Here is a 23,299-nt window from a genome sequence, read left to right on the forward strand (position 1 = left end):
TCGGGTGAAGATGTTTCTTTCTTGTTACTAGAGGTAGTATAACATTAAAAATTTTTCTCGACAACAGACTTCATAAAACATTCATATTTTTTTCTATTCTCTATTTTACGGAGAAACCTTCAAAGATATACATATCATATTTATTCCGTGCAGTTTTATAAGCTTTTTGATTGCGGAGTGTCCAGACTGCCATCGGAATACGGTACAGATAGTGGTTCAGCCAGACGGAAGGATTGCCGGCATCTGCAAGTTTATAAGAAATAAAGTCCGGACGACAGATCAGGTTGGTCAGCAGGAACTGTACACAAAAGCGCACCAGAAAAGGATTTTCCGGATTCGTGCGAGTCAGGGCAGAAGAAAGCTGTCCACGAAGAACCTGAGGCGCATGCTTGTGAAACCATCGGATTCCAAGTGAGTTGAAAGACTGGACCATATAAGGCCCTTTATAATCCTTTAAAATATCCCATGCGGCAGGACAGAGCTTCATATTGCTGTCCGGAAGTTTCAGTTCAATCAGAAGAGGAACCCGCCCATTGACATAGCGAAGGACATCTGAAAAAAGTGGCATATGCTCCGAAGTTCCGGAAAGATGCAGGTGCTGTAGCGTATCAAACGTGGAATCCTCAACTGTCCCTTCGGCATTGCAGATCCGCTTTAAAGACTCGTCATGGAATACGACTACTTTTCCATCACGGGTGAGATGGATATCAAGTTCGATGGCAAGATTTTGTTTTACTGCCTCACGAAATGCCAGCATAGAATTCTCGGGAATCAGCCGGGAAGAATCATGTAGTCCGCGATGGGCATAATCCCGCTTGAGATAAGGGAGGATTTTGCTTCGGCGGGAAGTATTCGGCATGATCATATATAAATATAAGAAAAAACATACAACAACAGTTAAAAGAATCCAAAACAACAGCATAGAAAAGTCCCCTTCTTTTATGTAATAATTTTCAGTGTCTCAGGTTCGAGAGAGAACGAAACATCCTTCTGGAGATAAATCGGTTCGCCGTCAGAATGTACCGGAAGTGCTATTTTTGAGTGTACTTCTGCTTTTTTACAGCGGAAGATATGTACGCCTGGAAGTCGGGTATGCTTTCCGGAAAACACAGTCGGCAGAATTGCCAGAGCAATAATTTTGGGAACATTTGCAATCACAATAAAGTCCAGCAGATCATCATCCGGTTTGGCATCCGGGCAGAATTTGCATCCACCACCTTCATAAGGAAGATTAAATGCAGAGGCAAAGAAAACCCGTTTAAAATGAAGTCTTTTGGTATCGTCCAGAAGGATTTCCATCTCATCTGGCTGACAGCGGCGCAGACGGTAGAGTGAGCAGGCTGCATAGGCAAGTTTGCCCAGACCAAGCCGGTTAAAAAAGACTTTAACCCTGGAAATACAAAGTTGATGGCAGATAGCTGCATCGTATCCGATTCCGGAACTGACGGCAAAACGGTGAACCTTGTCATGATAGTGCAATACACCAAGATTGATCTTGCGCGTCTGTTCAGAATGAAGTACCAGATCCAGAGCTTTCATGGTATCGGATGGAAGGGCAAGTCCCCGGCCAAAATCATTGCCAGAGCCGATCGGAATGTAACCGAGGGTAACCAGGCTTAAATTCTGCAGACCACAGATTACTTCATCCACACTTCCATCACCACCAAGTACAACGATCGTAACAGGATCCCCGGAGGCGGTAAGCTCGGCGGCAATTTCCGTTGCGTGATGCCGGTGATGTGTAAAATGGATCTGGTAATCTATATGTTCTGCTATCAGCTTTAATTTAATCTTTTCCCATAGTGCAAGTCCCTGACCCGAGCGGGCGTTAGGATTGGCTATAAAATGATACATAAAGTCATCCCTTCACTTCTGTAAATTTAGTTTCATTCTAGCATCGGAATGAGAGGATATTGTCAAAAAAACAATAAAAATGCAAAAATTTATTGAGGCAGAGTGTTAAAAGTGCTATTCTGGTACATGTGTTAAAAAATAAACATAAAATAAATGGAGGTAATACTGTGAAATTTATAAGACAATTCTTGATTATCATATTGATTTCTTTTGCAGGAGAGCTTTTACATGCAATCCTTCCACTACCGGTTCCTGCAAGTATTTATGGCTTGCTGATCTTGCTGGCAGGTTTGCAGACAAAAGTAATTCCTTTGAAAGCAGTTGATGAGGCCGGTGGATTTCTGATTGAAATCATGCCGATGCTTTTTATCCCTGCAGGAGTAGGTCTGATGGTATCATGGGGAGACTTAAAACCGGTTCTTGTTCCGATCATGGTTACAATTGTAGTGACAACAGTGCTGGTTATGGGCGTGAGTGGAAGAACCGCTCAGTTTGTACTGAAGAAAGAGGAGAAGAAGGATGAGTAATATGCTGCATGGATCGACCTTTTTTTGTATGGCGATCAGTCTTTTTGGATATGAGGCAGGAATTTTTTTGCGTAAAAAGTTAAAAATTGGTATCTTCAATCCACTTCTTGTTTCGATTGTTTTTGTAATTATCGTGCTAAAAGTGACTGGAATTGATTATGATACTTATGATAAGGGATCGAATGTACTGAGCTACCTTCTGACACCGTCTACAGTCTGTCTTGCAATTCCGCTTTATCAGCAGATGAATCTTCTTAAGAAGAATCTGAAAGCGATCATTGCAGGAATTACAACAGGTGTATTTGCCAGCCTTGCCGGTGTATGGGTATTTTCTATGTTGTTCCACCTGAAGAAGCAGTTCTATGTAACGCTTCTTCCAAAATCAATTACCACAGCGATCGGTATGGGAATCTCAGAAGAGCTTGGTGGAATTGTGACGATTACAGTTGCTGCGATCGTAATTACCGGGATTATTGGAAATATGTTTGCAGAGGGAATCTGTAAGCTCTGCAAAATTGAGCATCCGATTGCAAAAGGACTGGCAATCGGAACAGCTTCCCATGCTATGGGAACGGCAAAGGCAATGGAAATCGGAGAGATTGAAGGAGCAATGAGCAGTCTTTCTATTGCAGTGGCCGGATTGATGACGGTTGTAGGTTCATTGATTTTCTATCACCTGTATTAGAGAGGAGTGTGCAGAATATGGAGAAAACAATTATCTGTATCGGACGGGAATATGGAAGCGGCGGACATGAAATCGGTGAATTGCTGGCAAAGCGTACCGGTTATGCGTTTTACGATAAAGAGAAGCTGTTTGAAATTGCAAAGATGCGCGGATACGAGAAAGAAATGCAGGAGTATCTGGATGAACAGCCGGTGGACAGCCTTCTTTATTCAATCGCAATGAATTTTGCAGAACCGAAGAAGAAGCCATATCCATTTAAGCTGATTGAAGAGCTTGTGGAAGAAGGACCATGTATTATTATGGGAAGGTGCGCAGGTTATCTGATGAGAAACCGAGAAGAAGCTTTTAGTGTGTTTGTCCATGCAGATATGGAAACACGAATTGAACGCGTGAAAGAGCGTGATCATATTACAAGCAGAATGAAAGCGAAACGTAAGATCCAGGATGTGGATGAGAAAAGAAGCGCTTTTCGTAAGGATTATACCGGACAGGAATGGGGAATGTCGAAGAATTATGATCTTTCGGTCAGCACTACAGAGTTGTCCTATGAACAGGCAGCAGATCTGATTCTGTATTATAAGAAGATGACAGAAGAATCTGACAGAGCTTAGAAGGTATAAAAAGAATATACTAGTTTGTTGAATCCAGAAATGGGAAATGACATGGCAGGTCATTTCCCATTTCTGGATTTTAGAGATATAGAAGGGCTCAATTTCTATATCTTAGTTTATAGAATACGTGGCTTCTATAAATTATTTATATATTCGTTACAATCTTTTAGAGGGCAAAATTTGATTTATCTAGGCATCTCCCATGCGTTATGATCCGTGTGAAGCAACATATGTGACTTGTGAGAAAGCGGTTTCTCAAAGAAATCACGGTACAGACGGAGTACATCCGGGTTCTCATGTGAGAAGCGAAGTGGTGCATTCTTATCAAGGAAATAAAGATTTTCACCACGTGTCCGTGCAAGTTCTTCTCCGTCATGGATTGGCTGACCGCCACCGCCGACGCATCCGCCAGGGCAGGCCATGACTTCTACAAAATCATAATGTACTTCACCATGTTCGATTGCTTCGATCAGTTTACGTGTGTTTCCGAGTCCGCTGACAACAGCAGCACGAACAGTAGCATCTCCAAGCTGAATCTCAGCTTCTACAACACCTGGCTGTCCACCAGGATTGCGGACAATCTTGAATGCATCCGGATCAGGGTTACGTCCGGTTACAAGGTAGTGAGCAGAACGAAGTGCTGCTTCCATAACACCACCTGTTGTTCCGAAGATAACACCGGCACCGGTCCATTCTTTCATCAGAGGATCGCATTCACGATCAACCAAAGAAGCAGGATCAATATGTGCAGAACGGATCATGCGTGTCAATTCACGAGTTGTAAGTACAACGTCTGTCTCGTGTCCGGCATATTCACCATAGAACAGTTCCATGTTACTTTCGCCTTTTTTTGCAACACATGGCATGATAGATACAGTAAACATATTTTCCGGTTTCACACCGATGGATTCTGCAAAATAGCTCTTCATAACAGAACCGAACATCTGCTGTGGTGATTTGGCTGTTGAAAGCTGTGGCACCAGATGTGGGTACTGTGATTTAAGGAAGCGTACCCATCCAGGGCAGCAGGAGGTAAACATCGGACGAAGATTTAATTCGCCTTTTGTAAATCTCTGCAGGAATTCATTTCCTTCTTCCATAATAGTAAGGTCTGCTGTGAAGGAGGTATCGAATACATAGTCAATACCCATTTTCTTCAGAGCATCCATGATCTTGCCGACAGTTGCTTCTTCACGGGAAAGACCAAGAGCTTCACCCCATGCAGCACGTACAGCAGGAGCAACCTGTGCAACAACGACTTTCTTGTCATCAGCGATTGCATCCCATACTTTCTCTGTATCATCACGTTCGCGCAGAGCGCCGACCGGGCAGTGAGTAATACACTGACCGCACAGAGAACAGGAAACCTCGGAAATCTTATGGTTGCCGGTTACATTAATGGTAGTACGGGAACCAGTACTTGTCACATCCCAGATATGTAAATCCTGGATTTTGTCACAGACCTGGATACAGCGCATACATTTGATGCATTTCTGTGAGTCTCTGATCAGCGGAAATTCTTTATCCCAAGGGAATTCTTCCAGACGCTGCTTAAATGGTATTTCGATGATGTTCAGGTCATTTGCAAGACTCTGCAGAGTACAGTTACCACTTCTGACACAGGTAGCACATTTGCAGTCGTGCTGGGAAAGGATAAGCTGTACAGTCTGTCTTCTGGCTGTACGAACCTTTGGGCTGTTTGTATGGATTACCATACCTTCTTTTACTACGTTGTTGCAGGAAGTTACCAGCCGTTCCATTCCCTCGAGTTCAACAACACAGACACGACAGGCTGCGATCTCGTTGATATCTTTCAGATAGCAGAGCTTTGGAATCGGGATATCCGCCATTTTGGCAGCATCCATGATAGTAGTACCTTCCGGGACAGATACGTTTATATTATCAATTGTAAGATTTACCATAATGTTTCACGACCTCCTTTGAAAATGCCGTAGCCGAAGTGGTCGCAACGCAGACATCTGCTGGCTTCCTGTTTCGCTTCTGCCTCGGACATGCAGTTTTCTACACCGTTAAAGTCACAGACACGTTCGCAGGCTTCACGCTCGGTCATGTTTACTCTTCCGCACGGCGGGCGGTCATCAAGACGCGCTTCAGGAATCTCAACGTCACAGCTGATAATGTGGTGATATCCCAGGTATTCGTCTATGTTAGCAGCTACTACTTTTGCAGCAGCAATAGCTTTGATTACGGATGCAGGACCGGAAGCACAGTCTCCACCGGCAAATACACCCGGAATGTTATCGAATCCGCCGTATTTTTCGGTTAAGATCTTACCTCTCTGTACAGGAACACCGGCTTCTTCAAAGTGCTGGTATTCAATATCCTGTCCGATCGCAACGATCAGTGTCTGGCATGGAATGAATACGTCAGGAGCACCTGTCGGACGTACACTTGCACGACCGTCTTTGATCTTACTGATCATCTGTGGTGTAACGTAGATTCCTTTTACGTGACCGTTTTCATCTGTTTCGATGCGGGAAGGAGCCATCAGAGTCTGTACTTCGATTCCTTCTGCAACAGCACCTTCAATCTCTGCCGGAAGGGCAGTCATATCTGCCACGCGGCGGCGGTAAACGATGCTGACTTTTTTAGCACCCAGACGTTTTGCGGTACGGACAGCATCCATAGATACGTTACCGCCACCGATAACGGCTACTTCCTGTCCGGTAAGATCCGGGTTCTGGTTCTTTCCTACATCACGAAGGAACTGAACAGCAGAAAGGACCCCTTCTGAGTGTTCGCCTTCGATACCAAGTTTCTTATCGGTACTTGCACCGATTGTAATAAGAACTGCGTCGTATTCTTCACGCAGACTCTGGATTGTCATATCTTTTCCAATCCGTTTGCCAAATTCAACTTTGACACCGGTCTCAAGGATGGCATTGATATCATCGTTCAGACGGTCTTTCGGCAGACGGTAGTTCGGGATACCATAGCGGAGCATACCGCCAAGTTCCGGCAGCATCTCAAATACGGTTGTCTGGTGTCCCATCAGCTGCAGATAGTAAGCTGCACTTAATCCACCAGGGCCACCACCAACAACGGCAATACGCTTTCCGGTAGATGGAGCGCATGGCGGCGGTGGAACTTTTCCGGCATAATCAGCAGCCATTCTCTTAAGACCGCGGATATTGACTGCATCGTCTACGATGTTACGACGGCAGCGTGCCTCACAAGGATGTTCGCAGATAAAACCACAGGTGGTCGGGAATGGATTGTCCTTACGGATCAGGCGGATCGCATCTGCGTAACGTCCTTCTCCGACAAGAGCGATATATCCCGGAATATCTACATGTGCCGGGCACAAAGATACACAAGGAACAGGCTGTGCGTACTGGCAGGTACATCTTCCCTGGCGCACATGTTCTTCATAGTCTTCCCGACATCCCATCAAACTCTTGTAAACCATGTGAGCTGCTTCATACCCGATCGCACAGTCAGCTCCTTCCATGATTGATACAGAGAGTTCTTCCATCAGGTCTAATGTTTCCATAGTTGCGTCTCCGTTCATAACGTCGGTCAGCAGGTTTTTCAGCTGCCACAGACCAACACGGCACGGCACACATTTTCCACAGGTATGTGTATGACACATCTCCAGGAAAGCACGAGTCATGTCAACAGGACATAGTCCCGGAGGACTGGATTCGATTCTTCGCTCCAGATCTTTGTAGAGCCCTTCGATAACCAGCTGGGCTTTGTCTGGTGCAGTGATTTCAAGTCTACTCATAGCTTTTTTCTCCTTTAACTTTTTTTGCTAATCTACAGGACAGATGAAGAAAATCATAGGGAAAACATCTGAATACTATAGATTAACTCTATGGACACACTTATAATGATATTGTATGCATTTTAGTACAATCTTGCAAGCAAAGTTAATAAATAGACAAATAAGTTAATTTTGTCACAAAATGATAAAAAATATCAGCAATATGCACAAAATGGCAGAACAACGATAAAGGGTGCAAAAAATAAAAAAATTATGTTACAATAACACTTGTAAAAGAGATGTCTGTTTTACAGGCACAATTAACAGAAAGGGCGGAACAGGAGAAATGAAAGTAACAGATTTTGGTGCAACAGTTAAAGGTGACGAGACAAAATTATATACGCTCACAAATAAAAACGGAATGGAGATTGCAGTATCCGATTACGGTGCAACGCTGGTACAGGTGATCGTACCGGACAAAGAAGGCAAGCCATGTGATGTTGTGCTTGGATATGATGAGGCAGCAGGATATGAAGAAGGAGATCTGTTCTTCGGCGCAATTGTCGGGAGAAGTGCAAACCGTATCGGAGGAGCATCCTTTGAACTGAACGGAGTGACCTATCAGCTTGAAAAGAATGATAATGGCAATAATCTCCACAGCGGAATGGATTTTTATAACCAGAGAATGTGGAAGGTAAAAGAAACCGCAGATGATCATATTACATTTGAACTGGACAGCCCGGATGGTGATCAGGGATATCCGGGAGCTGTACATATTGAGGTAACATATACTCTGACAGAAGACAATGCAGTGAAGATCGCTTACCATGCAGTTCCGGATGCAGATACTCTGATCAACATGACAAATCACAGCTATTTTAATATGGATGGACATGCATCAGGAGATGTACTGGATCAGCAAGTATGGATTGATGCAGATGCATTTACCAGAGCCGATGCCGAGTCTATTCCGACAGGCGAGATCACACCGGTAGAAGGAACACCGATGGATTTCCGCACAAAGAAAGCAATTGGCAAAGAAATCGAGACAGATTATGAAGCACTGAATTTCGGGAAAGGATATGATCATAACTGGGTTCTGAACAATAAAGGAGAATTTGCGAAAGTGGCAGAGATGTCCTCGGAAGAGAGCGGAATCACTATGGAAGTTTATACAGACCTTCCGGGAATGCAGCTTTATACAGGCAACTTTATTGTTGATGCCAAAGGAAAAGGCGGGGCGCATTACCACAAACGCCAGGCAGCCTGCTTCGAGACACAGTTCTTCCCGGATGCAATCCATAAAGAGAATTTTGCCGGTCCGGTATGCAAGAAGGGCGAAACTTACGAAACAACAACAATGTACAAGTTTATATAACAACAGATAAGCCGAAAAGGTGCCATGGACATAAAAATCCATGACACCTTTTTTGAAAATATGTGCTGTAAAAAATCAGCGAAGGAATATGAAAAATTCATTTTACGCTGTGGTATATCTGTGAAATCAGAAAATGCCATCCAGATAATGCCCGATCGAACGGCGGATATTACCTTCAAAATCAGTCTCTCCGTTATGCAGACACCATTCAAATACATTTCCGATAACCAGCATACGGATATCAGTGCAGATTTCATCCAGGGAAATCTTTGGCGCAATGATGCCGGCATCAATTGCTTTGCGAAGATAATTCTCTACGGTAAGGATCGGGTACGGTCGCTCGGTACGGATCGTTGGGTTCAGTGCCTGGTTGCGCGGTGTGTAGTAATTGGACATGAATTCTACTCCGAGTTCCCGGCAGTACTGTGCGTAATTCAGATAAACGTGGATGATACCGATCTTTGCCTCATCTGCATCTTCCGGCGTATCCAGAAGATCCGGATTGATGCTTGGCTGTTCTTCAATATAATAAGATAAAAGATCATCTTTGGTTTTAAAATGATGATAGAAGCTGCCGTTGGAGACACCTGCTTCATCACAGATATTTTTTATGGAAAGCTGATCGTATCCCTGCTTCTGCAGAATTGTCTTGGCTGCATGAAAGATACGTGCTTTGGTTTCTTTTGATTTTTTCTGTTGTCTGGACAGTGGCTCTTTTTCAATATCGCTTGACATTTGGTTAATCCTTTCTTAAAACTTTTCAGTCAGATTAGCTGTAGTATAGCATATTTAATAGAAAAAGACAAGAAAACCGAGCGAACTCTGTAATTTTAACGGGAATTGAAAAATAAGAGATGACATGGTATCATTAAATCCATAGCGAACAAAAAGAGAGGATTGGATATCAATGGATATTAACCAGAAAATAACAGAAGAACTGGGCGTAAAAAAGTGGCAGGTAGATGCGGCTGTAAAGCTGATCGATGAAGGAAATACCATTCCGTTTATTGCGCGTTACAGAAAAGAAGCACACGGTACACTGGATGATGAACAGCTTCGTAAATTATATGAACGACTGACCTATCTGCGGAACCTGGAAGAGAAAAAAGAACAGGTTCTTGCAAGTATTGAAGAACAGGGCAAGTTAACACCTGAGCTGAAAGCACAGATCGTGGCAGCAGAGACGCAGGTTCTGGTGGACGATCTTTATCGTCCGTACAGACCCAAACGCCGGACCCGTGCGACAATTGCAAAAGAAAAAGGTCTGGAATCACTGGCGGTTCTGATCTCTCTTCAGAATAGTAAGGAGCCCCTGGAAAAAGAGGCAGAAAAATATGTTTCTGAAGAAAAGGGCGTGAAAAATGTGCAGGAAGCGATTGACGGTGCGAAAGATATTCTTGCAGAAAATATTTCAGATGAGGCAGATTACAGAAAGAGGATCCGCGATCTGACGTTCAAAAAGGGTACGCTGGTTTCTGCTGCAAAAGATGAAAAAGCAGAATCTGTATACGAGATGTATTATGATTTTACAGAAGCGGTCAGCAAAGTAGCCGGACACCGTGTGCTGGCACTCAACCGTGGAGAAAAAGAAAAATTCCTGAGTGTTAAGATTGAAGCACCGGAAGAGGAAATTCTCCGTTATCTGGAAAAGAAAGTGATCCGCAGGGATAATCCATACACAACACCGGTTTTGAAAGAGGTTGTGGCCGACAGCTATCAGAGACTGATCGCACCGGCGATCGAGCGTGAACTGAGAAACGAACTGACGGAAAAAGCAGAAGATGGCGCAATCCTTGTGTTTGGAAAGAATCTGGAGCAGCTTCTGATGCAGCCGCCGATCGTTGGACAGGTTGTGCTTGGATGGGATCCTGCATTCCGTACCGGATGCAAGCTTGCTGTGGTAGATCCGACCGGAAAAGTAATCGGCACGACTGTAATTTATCCGACAGCGCCTACGACTCCGAAGAAGATCCAGGCAGCAAAAGATCTGCTGAAAAAGATTATTCCAAAGTATCACATCTCTTTGATTTCCCTGGGGAATGGAACAGCATCCAGAGAATCAGAACAGTTTATTGTAGAACTGTTAAAAGAGATTCCGGAAAAAGTGCAGTATGTGATCGTAAATGAAGCGGGAGCATCTGTGTACTCAGCAAGTAAACTTGCTACAGAAGAATTCCCAAAATTCGATGTCGGGCAGAGAAGCGCGACATCCATCGCAAGACGTCTTCAGGATCCGCTTGCCGAACTGGTAAAGATCGATCCGCAGTCGATCGGTGTCGGGCAGTATCAGCATGATATGAACCAGAAAAAATTAGGAGAAGCACTTGGCGGTGTGGTAGAAGACTGTGTAAATAAAGTCGGTGTGGACCTAAATACTGCATCGGCTCCGCTGCTTTCTTATATTTCCGGTATTTCCGGAACCCTTGCGAAAAATATTGTTGCCTACAGGGAAGAAAATGGAAAATTTGAGAATAGAAAAGAACTTCTCAAAGTACCAAAACTTGGACCAAAAGCATTTGAGCAGTGTGCCGGGTTTATGAGGATCCAGGGAGGAACCAATCCACTTGACGGAACCAGTGTACATCCGGAGTCTTATGAGGCGGCAGGAAAGCTTCTTGAAAAGCAGGGCTTCAAGCCGGAAGATATTGCAGGCGGCAAACTTACAGGTCTGTCTCTTACCATCAAAGATTACAAAAAGCTCGCTGAGGAACTTGGAATAGGAGAGATCACCCTTCGGGATATTGTCAAAGAGCTGGAAAAACCGGCGCGTGATCCACGAGATGAGATGCCGAAACCAATTCTCAGAACGGATGTCCTTGATATGAAGGATCTGAAGGAAGGAATGATTCTGAAAGGAACCGTGCGAAATGTCATTGACTTTGGTGTATTTGTCGATATTGGAGTGCATCAGGACGGATTGGTGCACATTTCCCAGATCACGGATCGTTTTATCAAGCATCCACTGGAAGCAGTCAGCGTAGGAGATGTTGTAGATGTAAAGGTGATGAGCGTTGATCTACAGAAGAAGCGGATCCAGCTTACAATGAGAGGAATTCAGTAATACATGTTCGGATATGTGACGGCGAATGAGCCGGAATTAAAAGTAAAAGATTATCATAAATATAAAGCGTATTACTGTGGCCTTTGTCAGTCGCTGAAGAGACAGTATGGCAGCGCAGGTCAGCTTACGCTTGCCTATGATATGACATTTGTGATCATTTTACTTACTTCTTTATATGAAAGTGAAACAAAGGCAGAAAGCCATCGCTGTAAGATGCATCCGTTAAAGCCACAGCCAATGCTGGAAAATGAGATCACAGAGTATGCGGCCGATATGAATCTGATCATGGCGTATTATCATCTGGAAGATGATTGGAAGGATGAGAAGAAAGTAGCAGGGCTTCTCGGGAGTATGGCCTTGAAGCGAAAAGTAGAAAAAGCAATTCGGAAATATCCAAGGCAGAGTCGTGTGATCAGAGAAGAAATGGCAAAGCTTTCGGAATATGAAAGTCAGGGTATACAGGAAGTTGACTATCCGGCAGGCTGTTTTGGCCGGCTGATGGAAGAGATGATGGTATATAAAGAAGACTGCTGGGAACAGCAGCTTCGAGGGATCGGTTTCTATCTGGGCAAATATATTTATATTATGGATGCTTACGAAGATCTGGATAAGGACTTGGAAAAAGGAACTTATAATCCATTAAAAAAGATGCATGAAGAAGCCGGATATGAAGAAAGATGCAGAGACATTCTGTGCATGATGATCGGCGAATGCGCAAGAAATTTTGAAATTCTGCCATGTGTACTGGACGTGGATATCCTGCGGAATATCCTGTATGATGGCGTATGGAAACATTACAGAAAGATACAAGAAAAGAAAAGCGAGGAAAAGGAAGATGACAAAGAATCCTTATGAGGTGCTTGGCGTATCACCAAATGCGTCGGAAGAGGAGATAAAAAATGCGTACAGAGAACTGAGCCGGAAATATCATCCGGATGCCAATGTGGATAATCCGCTTCGGGATCTTGCTGAAGAAAAGTTCAAAGAAGTACAGGAAGCTTATGATGAAATTATGAAAGAGCGGGCGAATGGAGGATATAATTACGGATACGGCGCGGGTTCAGGAAACTATTCTTATGGTAATAATTCCTATGGGAATCAATCTTATGGCAATGGCAGATATCAGCAGTACAATAATATGAATCCGGAGATGCAGGCGGCATTCAATTTTATCAATAACCGTAGATATCAGGACGCGATCAATGTGTTGAACCGTATGAATGACCGGACTGCACAATGGTATTATGCAAGTTCCATGGCCAACGCCGGCGTAGGCAACAATGTGCTGGCAAGGGATTATGCTGCGCAGGCAGTGAATATGGACCCGAATAACCCGCAGTACAGAGAGCTGATGAACCAGCTGAACTGGGGAGCACAGAGATATAATAGTAATCCGTTTGGTCAGGGATATGGCAATCGTAATTCCTCTCCGTGTGGAACTGGAAATATGTGCTGTGATCTGTGGATCGCAGATTCATTATGTGAATGTATGGGAGGAGATCTGTGTCCATGCATCTAAATACAAAAAAGATTGCATTTGCAGGCGTTATGCTTGCACTGACAGAAGTGGGGATTGCGCTTGGCAGTGTGATCGAAACGAATACCCTTTTTTTACTGGCGGCGGCGTCCTTCTTTGTCGGGATTGTGATTCAGGAATTTGGATTGAAAAGCGGGGCAGGCTTTTTATTGGCTGGAATTTTGCTGGCAATCCTTCTGTCTCCGAATAAATTATATGTGGTTTCCTATGCATTTATGGGATTTTATATTCTAATTATAGAAACAATATGGCATTTTTCTGGAAGAGCTTCTGGATGGATCAGAAGCCGTAACTTTTTCTGGCTCATGAAATATCTGGTATTTAATGTACTTTATATTCCGGGTTTAATATATTTCTGGAGTATGTTATCTGAAAAAAAGACCGCAAAAGGAATAATGCTTATGTCTGTTGTATTCGGACAATTTATACTTTTTGTCTTTGATAAGACATATGAATATGCAATGGGGAAAATCTGGAAAGAAAATAGACATAAATTCGGATTTTAAAGCATATATAATACAATAATGATGATGTGAGTGTCGAAAGTAAATTTTGCTGTTCACTGATGTAACCGGATTGTTCTATTGCTACGCAATTCCCATAATCCTCGAACACATCATAATAATAAAAATATAAATTTTTATGTATTTTTTGCACAAAAAAGTGGAAAATTTAACAGAAAAATTGTATAATATAAGACAGGACAAATAGGAAAGAGAGGATTCACTTATGAAGCAGAATAATATGCTTGCTATGATCTTGGCGGGCGGACGAGGAAGTCGTCTTCACGAGCTTACAAATAAAGTAGCCAAACCTGCGGTTTCATATGGTGGAAAATACAGAATCATTGATTTTCCACTTAGCAACTGTGCCAACAGCGGAATTGATAATGTAGGAGTCCTGACACAGTATGAGTCTATTTTACTTAACAGTTATGTAGCGGCAGGCCGCAGATGGGGGTTAGATGCCCAGAACAGCGGAGTCTATGTACTTCCACCGCGTGAAAAAGCGGATGCGGATCTGGATGTATACAGAGGAACAGCAGATGCAATTTCACAGAACATTGATTTTGTGGACATGTTTGCACCAGAATATGTACTGATTCTTTCCGGTGACCATATTTATAAGATGAATTATGATAATATGCTTGATTATCATAAAGAGACTGGAGCAGATGCAACAATCGCGGTCATTGAGGTTCCGATGAAGGAAGCAAGCCGTTTCGGTATTATGAATACGGACGATGAGGGAAGAATTGTAGAGTTTGAAGAGAAACCGGAGAATCCAAAGAGTAATCTGGCATCCATGGGTATTTACATATTCAACTGGAAGCTTTTAAGAAAGATGCTCCTTGCAGATATGAAAAATCAGGATTCCAATCATGATTTCGGAAAAGACATCATTCCGACTATGCTGAATGATGGAAGAAAGCTCTATGCATACAAGTTCAAAGGATATTGGAAAGATGTCGGAACAATTGATTCCCTGTGGGAAGCAAATATGGATCTGATCAATAGTAAAAATGAACTTGATCTGAATGATGATTCATGGAAGATTTACACAGAGGATACAACTGTGCTTCCTCAGTATGTTGGTCCGACAGCAGAGATTGAAAGAGCATTTATCAACCAGGGATGTGTGATCAATGGAAAAGTCAAAAATTCTGTATTGTTTACAGGTGCAAGAGTCGGCGAAGGTGCACAGATTATTGACAGTGTACTGATGCCGGGCGTTGAAGTAGAAGAAGGTGCAGTTGTAACAAGAGCGCTTGTGGCTGATGGCGTAAAGATTGGCAAAAATGCAGTTGTCGGATCAGCAGACAGTGAACATATTGAATTAGTATCAAAACGTGTTAAGGGGGATGAGTAATATGGCACAGGCATTTGGAATCGTAAGTTTTGCCGGCAACAATATCCGGGTAGGAGAGATGCAGAATTACCGTCCGGTTGGTGCTGTTTCATTCCTTGGAAGATACAGAGTTATCGATTTCCCAATCTCTAATATGAGCAACAGTGAAATCGAACATATTCAGGTTTATGTAAGAAGAAAACCGCGTTCTCTTACAGAACATCTTGGAACAGGCCGTCATTACAATATCAACTCAAAGAGTGGCCGTCTTCATATTCTTTATTCTGATTTTGCAAATGCAGAATGGAGTGTATACAATAATGACCTGGCGGCATATGAAGAAAATATGGAGTGTATTGAAGCTGTAAAATATCCATATGTAGTTATTGCACCAAGTTATATGATTTATACACAGAATTATGATGAATTACTTAAGACACATATTGAATCCGGTGCAGATATTACCCTGTTATATCACAGTGTGGATAATGCAAAAGAATACTATCTGAACTGTTCAACACTTAATTTGAACAAGCAGAAGGGTGTCCTTTCATTGGAACCGAACCATGGTAACGCGAAAAACCGTAATATTTTCATGGACACTTATGTAATGCGCAAAGATCTGTTTATGGAACTGGTTAAAAAGGGAAGAAAGATTTCTTCCATGTTCACACTTAATGATATTGTGAATATGGCATGCAGTGAACTGGATGTACGTGGAATGTCACATCGAGGATTCTTTGCATCTATCACAGATTTTAAGAGCTACTATAATGCAAACTTATCACTGATCGATATGAAGAATGCAGTGACTTTGTTTGATAAGAACTGGCCGATTTACACAAGAACAAATGATTCATGCCCAACAAAGTATTATGAAGGAGCAAGTGTCAAGAGTTCAGTAATTTCCAATGGATGCCTGATCGAGGGTACTGTTGAGAATTCGGTAATCGGACGTGGATGCGTAATTAAGAAAGGTGCAGTTGTCAAAGACAGTGTTATCCTTCCGGGAGTTGTAATTGGAGAGGATGCACAGATTGAAGCGCAGGTAGTGGACAAGAGTGCAAGGATTGTCCATGCAAAGGAACTGATTGCAGATCCGGAAAAACCAGGATATGTAAGAAGAAACGATACTTTATAATCAAAAGAAATTCAACAGAGAGAAGAATGTCGGCGTGGGCAGACTTCTCTCTGTTTTTTTGTTTCATAAAAAAAGAGGCTCATAACGAACCCCTTTTGCTGCTTTGTAAAATTATAATCTATTCGCGTCCCATTTGTAAAATCGGGCTGATCTTTTTGTAGATCAGGAATACGATCAATGATACCAGGAAACCTTTCAGCAGATTGAAAGGTGCAACAGAAAGTAAAACAAAAGTCAGAAGACTGTTGATATGACTGTTGACTGCGGTTCCCATGGCAATCAGTGCGTCGATCGGCATATGGAATGCAGCAGCGTATGCCGGAAGCAGAAGGTATGCATTGATAAAACATCCGACAATTGTCATAAAAACAGTTCCTGTTACCATACCGATGATCGCACCCTTGCGAGAATGTAACTTCTGATAAATCAGGGAAGCCGGAATACACATTGCACATCCGATCAGGAAGTTTCCGAGGTCTCCAACACCAGCTGTTGATGTACCTCTGATCAGGAGGTTCAACAGGATTTTGACCAGTTCGATTAAAGCGCCGGCTACAGGTCCCATGGTAAATGCTCCGACAAGGACCGGAACTTCACTGAAATCAATTTTGTAAAAGGTTGGTGCAAATGGAAGTGGAATATCAAATAACATCAGAACCATAGCGATTGCTCCGAGCACACCAATCTGTGCAATTACCTTTGTGCTGATACGTTTTTTTTCTTTCGTTGTTGTTTTTTGGTTTGTCATTACATCTGTACTCATTTTTTCTCTCCTTTTCTCTTGACATAATCAGATGAATTGAGGAGGAAAATCTTCGAAAGCCTATGCAAAAAAATCCCCGACGTAATACGTCGGGGGGATTATTTGCAAAATCACTTTTTCTTCTCTCATCCAGACTTTACTGTCGGTTTTGGAATTGCACCAAATCAGCTGTCAGAAATCTGACAGGTCGCGGACTGTAACCGCCGGTTGGGAATTCTGCTTATACTATAGCGATAAGAAGTCACCCTACCCCGAAGAATTTCCTTGTTCATTTGAACACATTATAGCGCAGGCGTATATAAAATACAAGTACAAGTTAAGAAAAGACAGTGTTTTTCTAAACCCGGAGTGAGCAGTAACGACTTGTTTCCAAAGATTCGGTATGATATAATCGGTGTGACTTAATCTGATATGGAGGAAAATGAATGAATATAAAGTTTGAAGTAAAAATGACAAAAAAAGCCATGTTTGATTTTATGCTCTATACTTCCTATACAAGCCTTAGTGGAATCGTTGGTGTGATTTTCGGTGGTGTAACACTGGTGCTGGGAATCAGACAATGTATGTTTGGAAGCTACAGTACAGCAGCAACGTTCTTTTTGTTTGCCGCAATTTTTCTGATCGGAAACCCACTTCATTTAAAAGCACGTGCGGCAGAACAGGTAATGCGCTCCCCGATGTTTCAGAAACCGATTAGTTATGAACTTAACGAAGAAGGAATCCGCATTTCACAGGATGAACAAAGTGTGCTTAATGAATGGGGAGATTTCCGGAAGGCAGTTTCAACCGGTCAGTCTGTAATTATATATGTAACAAAGGTAAGAGCACTGATTTTTCCAAGAGAATCCCTGGGAGAACAGTATGCGGCAGCAGTGCAGATGATTTCTACACATATGCCAGCCAAGAAAGTCAATATCAGACACGTCAGTGCAAATTAGGAGGCAGACCAGAAGATGATAATTGAAACAAGAAGTGCCAAAGAAACCTATGATCTCGGTAAGAAGATCGGGAGTCATGCAAAAGCAGGAGAAGTCTATACACTGGTAGGAGATCTCGGCGTCGGGAAGACCGTATTTACCCAGGGACTGGCAAAAGGACTGGGGATTGAAGAACCGATCAGCAGTCCAACCTTTACAATAGTCCAGGTATATGATGACGGAAGACTTCCGTTCTATCATTTTGATGTGTATCGGATTGGTGACATTGAAGAGATGGACGAGATTGGTTTTGAAGACTATGTATATGGAGACGGTGTAAGCCTGATCGAATGGGCGAACCTGATCGATGAGATTCTTCCGGCGAACCGGACAGAGATCACGATAGAAAAAGATCTGGAACAGGGATTTGATTTCCGCCGGATTACGGTAGAGAAAAGAGGAGAATAATATGCGCATTTTAGCAATAGACAGTTCGGGACTTGTTGCAACTGTCGCAGTAGTTGAAGAAGAAAACGAAATTTCCAAAACGATTGCAGAGTATACGATCAATTATAAAAAGACACATTCACAGACCTTATTACCGATGTTGGATGAAATCGTGAAGATGACGGATATGAATCTGGATACGATTGATGCGATTGCGGTAGCAGGAGGACCGGGATCATTTACCGGACTCAGAATTGGTTCAGCAACTGCAAAGGGACTGGGGCTGGCACTGAAGAAGCCTTTGATTCACATTCCGACAGTAGACGGACTTGCTTATAATCTGTGTTATACAGACAGGATCATTTGTCCGATCATGGATGCAAGAAGAAATCAGGTATATACTGGTATTTATCAGATGGACGGTGATAAACTGCAGGTTTTGGAAGCACAGATGGCAGTCGAAATCGATGAACTTGCAAAAAAACTTTGTACTTATGGAAAACCAGTGATCTTTCTTGGAGACGGTGTACCGGTGCATAAAGACAGGCTGGAGAAGGAATTGATGACGAATTATGATATTGCATTTGCACCGGCACATATGAACCAGCAGAGAGCTGCAGCAGTCGGTATGCTTGGAATTCAGTATTATAAAGAAGGAAAAACAGAAACTGCAATGGAACACAAACCGGATTATCTGCGTGTATCACAGGCAGAACGGGAAAGAGAAGAACGTCTGAAAGCAGAAAAAACACATGAGTAATAGAGATAACATAGAAATTACTTTGATAACAGAAAATGACAGAGAACGAATGGAACAGGTGGCGCAGATGGAAACAGACGTATTTCCGGATCCGTGGAGTTATCATGAGGTGAGATCAACTGTCAGACAGAAGCATACTTTTTGTGCGGCAGCAATGGAAGGGGATACCCTGCTGGGATATTTTCTGTGTTATTATGTTCTGGATGAATGCGAGATTGCAAGAATTGCAGTTGCTGAATCTGAAAGACGCAGAGGAATTGGACAGATGCTGTTTGGATTTATGGAACAGATCTGCCATGAAAAGCAACTGAAAAGAATGCTTCTTGATGTCCGTAAGAGTAATCAGACAGCGATTGCTTTTTATGAAAAAAACAAATTTGGAATCGATGGAGAGCGAAAGTTCTATTACGGAGGGAAAAATCCGGAAGATGCAATCCTGATGAGCCGTATGGTTTAGAAAATGGAAGAAATCGCAAGAATATACAAGACTTCCCACTGGAAGGCGTCAGTCTGTGACGTTATAATGTACCTGAACATAGAAAGAGCTGAAAAATGAAATGGCAGTCTTTTTTGCAAAGATACTCAGGAGGAAGTAAGATGCGTAATTATAAAAAAATTCAGACAGAAAAAAATACAGTCACAAAGATTGTGTGCAATAAGTGTAAAAAAGAAATCACAATAAAAAATGGAATACCGGAGGAAGAGATGCTTACAGTTGAAAAAAGATGGGGATATTTTTCGCACAAAGACGGAGAACTCCATCGATTTGATATCTGTGAGGAATGTTATGATACCTGGATAGCATCTTTCCAGATTCCGGTATATGGAGAACAGGAGTTAGAATGTTAGATGTATGTTTGCTTGGAAGCGGTGGAATGATGCCGCTTCCTTATCGATGGCTGACCGCACTTATGACAAGATATAACGGCAGCCAGCTGCTGATTGACTGTGGTGAAGGCACACAGATTGCGTTAAAAGAGAAGGGATGGAGTTTTAAACCGATCGATGTAATTTGTTTTACACATTATCATGGAGATCATATCAGCGGACTTCCGGGACTTCTTCTTACAATGGGAAATGCGGACAGAAAGGAACCGCTTACTCTGATTGGACCGAAAGGTCTGGAGAGAGTGGTGAGTTCTCTGCGAGTGATCGCGCCGGAACTGCCATTTGAAATCCACTATAGAGAAATTACAGAGCCAGAACAGATTTTTGAGATGGATGGATATCGTCTGAAAGCATTTCGTGTAAAACATAATGTGATCTGTTACGGTTATACGATTGAGATCGACCGTGCCGGCAAATTTGATGTGCAGAGGGCAACAGAACAGAAAATCCCGAAGGAATACTGGAAACACCTTCAAAAAGGTGAGACAGTAGAGCTTGACGGAAGAATATTGACGCCGGAGATGGTCCTTGGACCACCTCGAAGAGGAATTAAGCTTACCTATTGTACAGATACAAGACCGACGGATTCTATCCGGAAGAATGCAAAAGGGTCAGACCTGTTTATCTGCGAAGGAATGTACGGAGAAAAAGAAAAAGCGGCAAAGGCAGTAGAATATAAGCATATGACCTTTTATGAGGCAGCAAACCTGGCAAAAGAGGCGGAGGTAGGAGAAATGTGGCTTACGCATTACAGCCCGTCCCTGCGCCATCCGGAAGAATATATGGATGAAGTGCGGGCAATCTTTCCACATGCGATCGCAGGAAAAGACCGTATGACAACAGAACTGGATTTCCCGGAATAAGCAAAGCAGTAGAGAGAAGGAAAAATATGGATACAGAGAAAAAGGATATATTAATACTGGCAATTGAAAGTTCCTGTGATGAAACGGCAGCAGCCGTTGTAAAGAACGGACGACAGGTGTTGTCAAATGTGATCTCATCACAGATAGATCTACATAAATTATATGGTGGTGTGGTTCCGGAAATCGCATCGAGAAAGCATATTGAAAAGATTAATCAGGTAATAGAAGAGGCTCTGGAAAATGCAGAGGTTACACTGGATGATATTGATGCAATCGGTGTAACTTATGGTCCGGGGCTTGTTGGTGCGCTTCTTGTCGGTGTGGCAGAAGCAAAAGCAATCGCATATGCGAAAAAGTTACCACTTGTTGGAGTTCATCATATTGAAGGGCATATTTCTGCAAATTATATTGAGAATCTGGAACTGGAACCACCGTTCTTGTGTCTTGTTGTGTCTGGGGGACATACGCATCTCGTATGCGTCAAGGATTATGGAACTTATGAGATTCTTGGAAGAACCAGAGATGATGCGGCAGGAGAGGCTTTTGATAAAGTGGCTAGAGCAATTGGCCTGGGATATCCGGGAGGACCGAAGATTGATAAGCTTTCAAAAGAGGGGGATCCAGATGCAATCCCATTTCCACGCGCGCATATCGAAGATTCCCCATATGATTTCAGCTTCAGTGGCGTGAAGTCAGCAGTTTTAAACTATATTAACGGCTGCAAGATGAAAGGGATTGAATACAACCGTGCTGATATTGCTGCATCCTTCCAGAAAGCAGTTACTGATGTGCTGGTAGACAATGCAATGCATGCAGTAAAAGAATATGGACTTAATAAGTTTGCAATTGCAGGAGGCGTGGCGTCAAACAGTAGTCTTCGTGCAGCAATGAAACAGGCATGTGAAAAGAATGAAATAGAATTTTACTATCCGTCACCGATTTTCTGTACAGATAATGCAGCAATGATCGGTGTGGCGGCTTATTATGAATACATAAATGGAACCAGACATGGATGGGATCTGAATGCAGTCCCGAATCTGAAACTTGGCGAAAGATAGAGTGGGCGAACCACGAAATGCAGGTAAAAAGGAGAGAGTAATATGAACAGGGAAAAATGTACAGCAGTAGTCCTGGCAGCAGGAAAAGGAAGCCGGATGGGTACAAAAATACAGAAGCAGTATCTGGAAATATGCGGAAAGCCTGTACTTTACTATTCTCTTGCTGCATTTGCAGCATCTCCGATTATTGATGAAATTGTTCTTGTGACAGGAGAAGGTAAGACTGATTATTGCCGGAAAAATATTATAGACGCTTATGGAATCACAAAAGTTAACAAAATTGTGGTTGGTGGAAAAGAACGGTATGAATCTGTATATAAAGCACTAAGAGAAATAGAACCGGAAGGTTATGTCTTTATTCATGATGGAGCACGTCCGTTTGTTGATGAATCGATCATAGAACGAACTTACCAGGCAGTAAAAGAATACCGGGCATGTGTGGCAGGAATGCCATCGAAAGATACGGTAAAGATTGTAGATGAGAATGATTTCGCAGTAAATACACCGGAACGAAGATTTGTGTGGTGTATTCAGACTCCGCAGGTATTTGAGACTGCATTGATTCGTCATGCATATTTTAAATTGATGGAAAATGAAGAAAATGAAATAGGGATAACAGACGATGCGATGGTTGTAGAGCGTATGGAAAACTGTGCAGTAAAGTTGGTAGAAGGTTCGTATGAGAATATAAAGATTACAACGCCAGAAGATCTGATATTAGCAGAAAGTCTGATCAAAAAAAGAAATTGAAAAAGATTTAAAAAAAGTGTTGACAATAATGTATCACTATGATATTATCTATCTTGTCGCTGATACACAGCAACAACTTAATAAATGCGGAGAGGTATCGAAGTGGTCATAACGAGGCGGTCTTGAAAACCGTTTGTCCGAAAGGGCGCGTGGGTTCGAATCCCACCCTCTCCGGTTGAAGCAGAACAATATGTTCTGCTTTTTTTATTGTTCGGCTTGGTTTTTGGGGAGTAAAAAGGTGAAATGAAAAAAGGTAAGATTTACCTTTGAAGTTACATTATTTTACAAGATTAAATTCCACATGAGAGTGGAATTTAATCTTGTAAGTGAGTAATATATAAAACTTGAAAATAGTACTGGACAAAAAAGAAAGAATCGTGTATATTAAATAACGGACGTTTTGGAGAAATACCCAAGCTGGCCGAAGGGGCTCCCCTGGAAAGGGAGTAGGTCGTTAATAGCGGCGCGAGGGTTCGAATCCCTC

At 42.5% G+C, this 23,299-nt stretch carries 24 protein-coding genes, 1 tRNA gene and 1 riboswitch; of the genes, 19 read left to right on the forward strand and 6 right to left on the reverse strand.

Features of this window, described 5'->3' with window-relative positions; translation table 11 throughout:
• Positions 1 to 100 precede the first annotated feature (100 nt).
• A complete protein-coding gene (locus PG840_RS14210) occupies positions 101 to 922 on the reverse strand; it encodes a glycerophosphodiester phosphodiesterase family protein (RefSeq protein WP_270613797.1) in 822 nt (273 codons plus the stop codon).
• 17 nt (positions 923 to 939) lie between these two features.
• Entirely contained in the window at positions 940 to 1,854 is a 915-nt protein-coding gene (locus tag PG840_RS14215) for a diacylglycerol/lipid kinase family protein (RefSeq protein ID WP_055156234.1), read from the reverse strand.
• Positions 1,855 to 2,021: 167 nt separating this feature from the next.
• On the opposite strand from PG840_RS14215, the gene PG840_RS14220 reads away from it, so the two are divergent.
• From PG840_RS14220 to PG840_RS14230, 3 genes are read left to right on the forward strand one after another with little or no spacing between them, the layout of a single operon-like run.
• A complete protein-coding gene (locus PG840_RS14220; RefSeq protein ID WP_022220001.1) occupies positions 2,022 to 2,381 on the forward strand; it encodes a CidA/LrgA family protein in 360 nt (119 codons plus the stop codon).
• Positions 2,374 to 3,066: an LrgB family protein gene (locus PG840_RS14225; RefSeq protein ID WP_270205378.1), complete on the forward strand. Its 693-nt coding sequence runs from the start codon at positions 2,374 to 2,376 to the stop codon at positions 3,064 to 3,066. The genes PG840_RS14220 and PG840_RS14225 overlap by 8 nt, the downstream gene beginning before the upstream one ends.
• Before the next feature lie 17 nt (positions 3,067 to 3,083).
• Entirely contained in the window at positions 3,084 to 3,677 is a 594-nt protein-coding gene (locus PG840_RS14230; RefSeq protein ID WP_055247555.1) for a cytidylate kinase-like family protein, read from the forward strand.
• A gap of 185 nt (positions 3,678 to 3,862) precedes the next feature.
• Here PG840_RS14230 and PG840_RS14235 read toward each other — a convergent pair whose 3' ends face one another.
• The gene (locus tag PG840_RS14235; RefSeq protein WP_008373638.1) at positions 3,863 to 5,599 is read right to left on the reverse strand and encodes a [FeFe] hydrogenase, group A; all 1,737 of its coding nucleotides are present in this window, start codon (positions 5,597 to 5,599) and stop codon (positions 3,863 to 3,865) included.
• Complete coding sequence (locus PG840_RS14240; RefSeq protein ID WP_055247558.1) at positions 5,593 to 7,425, reverse strand: NAD(P)-binding protein; 1,833 nt, start codon at positions 7,423 to 7,425, stop codon at positions 5,593 to 5,595. Before PG840_RS14240 ends, PG840_RS14235 begins: the two co-directional genes overlap by 7 nt.
• 325 nt (positions 7,426 to 7,750) lie before the next feature.
• Between PG840_RS14240 and PG840_RS14245 the strand changes: the two genes are divergently transcribed.
• Positions 7,751 to 8,782: an aldose epimerase family protein gene (locus PG840_RS14245; protein ID WP_117834619.1), complete on the forward strand. Its 1,032-nt coding sequence runs from the start codon at positions 7,751 to 7,753 to the stop codon at positions 8,780 to 8,782.
• 126 nt (positions 8,783 to 8,908) lie between these two features.
• On the opposite strand, the gene PG840_RS14250 is transcribed toward PG840_RS14245, so the two are convergent.
• Positions 8,909 to 9,517 carry a TetR/AcrR family transcriptional regulator gene (locus tag PG840_RS14250; protein ID WP_022220003.1) on the reverse strand — a complete coding sequence of 203 codons (609 nt, stop codon included), beginning with the start codon at positions 9,515 to 9,517 and terminating at the stop codon, positions 8,909 to 8,911.
• A gap of 172 nt (positions 9,518 to 9,689) precedes the next feature.
• Here PG840_RS14250 and PG840_RS14255 point away from each other — a divergent pair, with 172 nt between their 5' ends.
• The 6 genes from PG840_RS14255 to glgD all read left to right on the forward strand — a co-directional run bounded on the left by PG840_RS14255 (position 9,690) and on the right by glgD (position 16,369).
• Positions 9,690 to 11,843, forward strand: coding sequence for a Tex family protein (locus PG840_RS14255; protein WP_270205377.1), 2,154 nt, complete (start codon positions 9,690 to 9,692; stop codon positions 11,841 to 11,843).
• Between the two features lie 3 nt (positions 11,844 to 11,846).
• Positions 11,847 to 12,698 carry a DUF5685 family protein gene (locus PG840_RS14260; protein WP_117824528.1) on the forward strand — a complete coding sequence of 284 codons (852 nt, stop codon included), beginning with the start codon at positions 11,847 to 11,849 and terminating at the stop codon, positions 12,696 to 12,698.
• The gene (locus PG840_RS14265; RefSeq protein ID WP_270205376.1) at positions 12,679 to 13,362 is read left to right on the forward strand and encodes a DnaJ domain-containing protein; all 684 of its coding nucleotides are present in this window, start codon (positions 12,679 to 12,681) and stop codon (positions 13,360 to 13,362) included. Before PG840_RS14260 ends, PG840_RS14265 begins: the two co-directional genes overlap by 20 nt.
• Complete coding sequence (locus PG840_RS14270) at positions 13,353 to 13,886, forward strand: hypothetical protein (RefSeq protein ID WP_055156248.1); 534 nt, start codon at positions 13,353 to 13,355, stop codon at positions 13,884 to 13,886. Before PG840_RS14265 ends, PG840_RS14270 begins: the two co-directional genes overlap by 10 nt.
• A gap of 223 nt (positions 13,887 to 14,109) precedes the next feature.
• On the forward strand, positions 14,110 to 15,249 hold the full coding sequence (locus PG840_RS14275; RefSeq protein ID WP_008373659.1) for a glucose-1-phosphate adenylyltransferase: 1,140 nt from the start codon (positions 14,110 to 14,112) through the stop codon (positions 15,247 to 15,249).
• Position 15,250: 1 nt separating this feature from the next.
• Positions 15,251 to 16,369 (forward strand): glucose-1-phosphate adenylyltransferase subunit GlgD, encoded by a 1,119-nt coding sequence (gene glgD / locus PG840_RS14280; RefSeq protein WP_195250452.1) that lies wholly within the window; start codon positions 15,251 to 15,253, stop codon positions 16,367 to 16,369.
• A 118-nt stretch (positions 16,370 to 16,487) separates the two neighbouring features.
• On the opposite strand, the gene PG840_RS14285 is transcribed toward glgD, so the two are convergent.
• Positions 16,488 to 17,132: an ECF transporter S component gene (locus tag PG840_RS14285; protein WP_270205375.1), complete on the reverse strand. Its 645-nt coding sequence runs from the start codon at positions 17,130 to 17,132 to the stop codon at positions 16,488 to 16,490.
• A gap of 113 nt (positions 17,133 to 17,245) precedes the next feature.
• Positions 17,246 to 17,395, reverse strand: a riboswitch (FMN riboswitch).
• Positions 17,396 to 17,557: 162 nt separating this feature from the next.
• Between PG840_RS14285 and PG840_RS14290 the strand changes: the two genes are divergently transcribed.
• From PG840_RS14290 to PG840_RS14330, 9 genes are all read left to right on the forward strand, one after another.
• On the forward strand, positions 17,558 to 18,070 hold the full coding sequence (locus tag PG840_RS14290) for a YcxB family protein (RefSeq protein WP_055247568.1): 513 nt from the start codon (positions 17,558 to 17,560) through the stop codon (positions 18,068 to 18,070).
• A 15-nt stretch (positions 18,071 to 18,085) separates the two neighbouring features.
• Positions 18,086 to 18,517 (forward strand): tRNA (adenosine(37)-N6)-threonylcarbamoyltransferase complex ATPase subunit type 1 TsaE, encoded by a 432-nt coding sequence (tsaE, locus tag PG840_RS14295; protein ID WP_022220008.1) that lies wholly within the window; start codon positions 18,086 to 18,088, stop codon positions 18,515 to 18,517.
• A 1-nt stretch (position 18,518) separates the two neighbouring features.
• Positions 18,519 to 19,256: a tRNA (adenosine(37)-N6)-threonylcarbamoyltransferase complex dimerization subunit type 1 TsaB gene (tsaB, locus tag PG840_RS14300; protein ID WP_008373668.1), complete on the forward strand. Its 738-nt coding sequence runs from the start codon at positions 18,519 to 18,521 to the stop codon at positions 19,254 to 19,256.
• Positions 19,249 to 19,713: a ribosomal protein S18-alanine N-acetyltransferase gene (gene rimI / locus PG840_RS14305; protein ID WP_055247571.1), complete on the forward strand. Its 465-nt coding sequence runs from the start codon at positions 19,249 to 19,251 to the stop codon at positions 19,711 to 19,713. The genes tsaB and rimI overlap by 8 nt, the downstream gene beginning before the upstream one ends.
• 140 nt (positions 19,714 to 19,853) lie before the next feature.
• Positions 19,854 to 20,105: a hypothetical protein gene (locus tag PG840_RS14310; RefSeq protein ID WP_055158650.1), complete on the forward strand. Its 252-nt coding sequence runs from the start codon at positions 19,854 to 19,856 to the stop codon at positions 20,103 to 20,105.
• Positions 20,099 to 21,007, forward strand: a complete 909-nt coding sequence (locus PG840_RS14315) for a ribonuclease Z (RefSeq protein ID WP_008373675.1) — start codon at positions 20,099 to 20,101, stop codon at positions 21,005 to 21,007. The genes PG840_RS14310 and PG840_RS14315 overlap by 7 nt, the downstream gene beginning before the upstream one ends.
• Positions 21,008 to 21,033: 26 nt before the next feature.
• Positions 21,034 to 22,065, forward strand: a complete 1,032-nt coding sequence (tsaD, locus tag PG840_RS14320) for a tRNA (adenosine(37)-N6)-threonylcarbamoyltransferase complex transferase subunit TsaD (protein WP_008373677.1) — start codon at positions 21,034 to 21,036, stop codon at positions 22,063 to 22,065.
• 42 nt (positions 22,066 to 22,107) lie between these two features.
• The gene (gene ispD, locus PG840_RS14325; RefSeq protein WP_270205374.1) at positions 22,108 to 22,815 is read left to right on the forward strand and encodes a 2-C-methyl-D-erythritol 4-phosphate cytidylyltransferase; all 708 of its coding nucleotides are present in this window, start codon (positions 22,108 to 22,110) and stop codon (positions 22,813 to 22,815) included.
• An 88-nt stretch (positions 22,816 to 22,903) separates the two neighbouring features.
• A tRNA-Ser gene (locus PG840_RS14330) sits at positions 22,904 to 22,989 on the forward strand.
• The last annotated feature ends 310 nt before the right edge of the window (positions 22,990 to 23,299 follow it).

It is taken from the genome of Coprococcus sp. AM97-35 (assembly GCF_027697525.1).
GTDB classification, from domain to species: Bacteria; Bacillota; Clostridia; order Lachnospirales; family Lachnospiraceae; genus Allocoprococcus; species Allocoprococcus comes.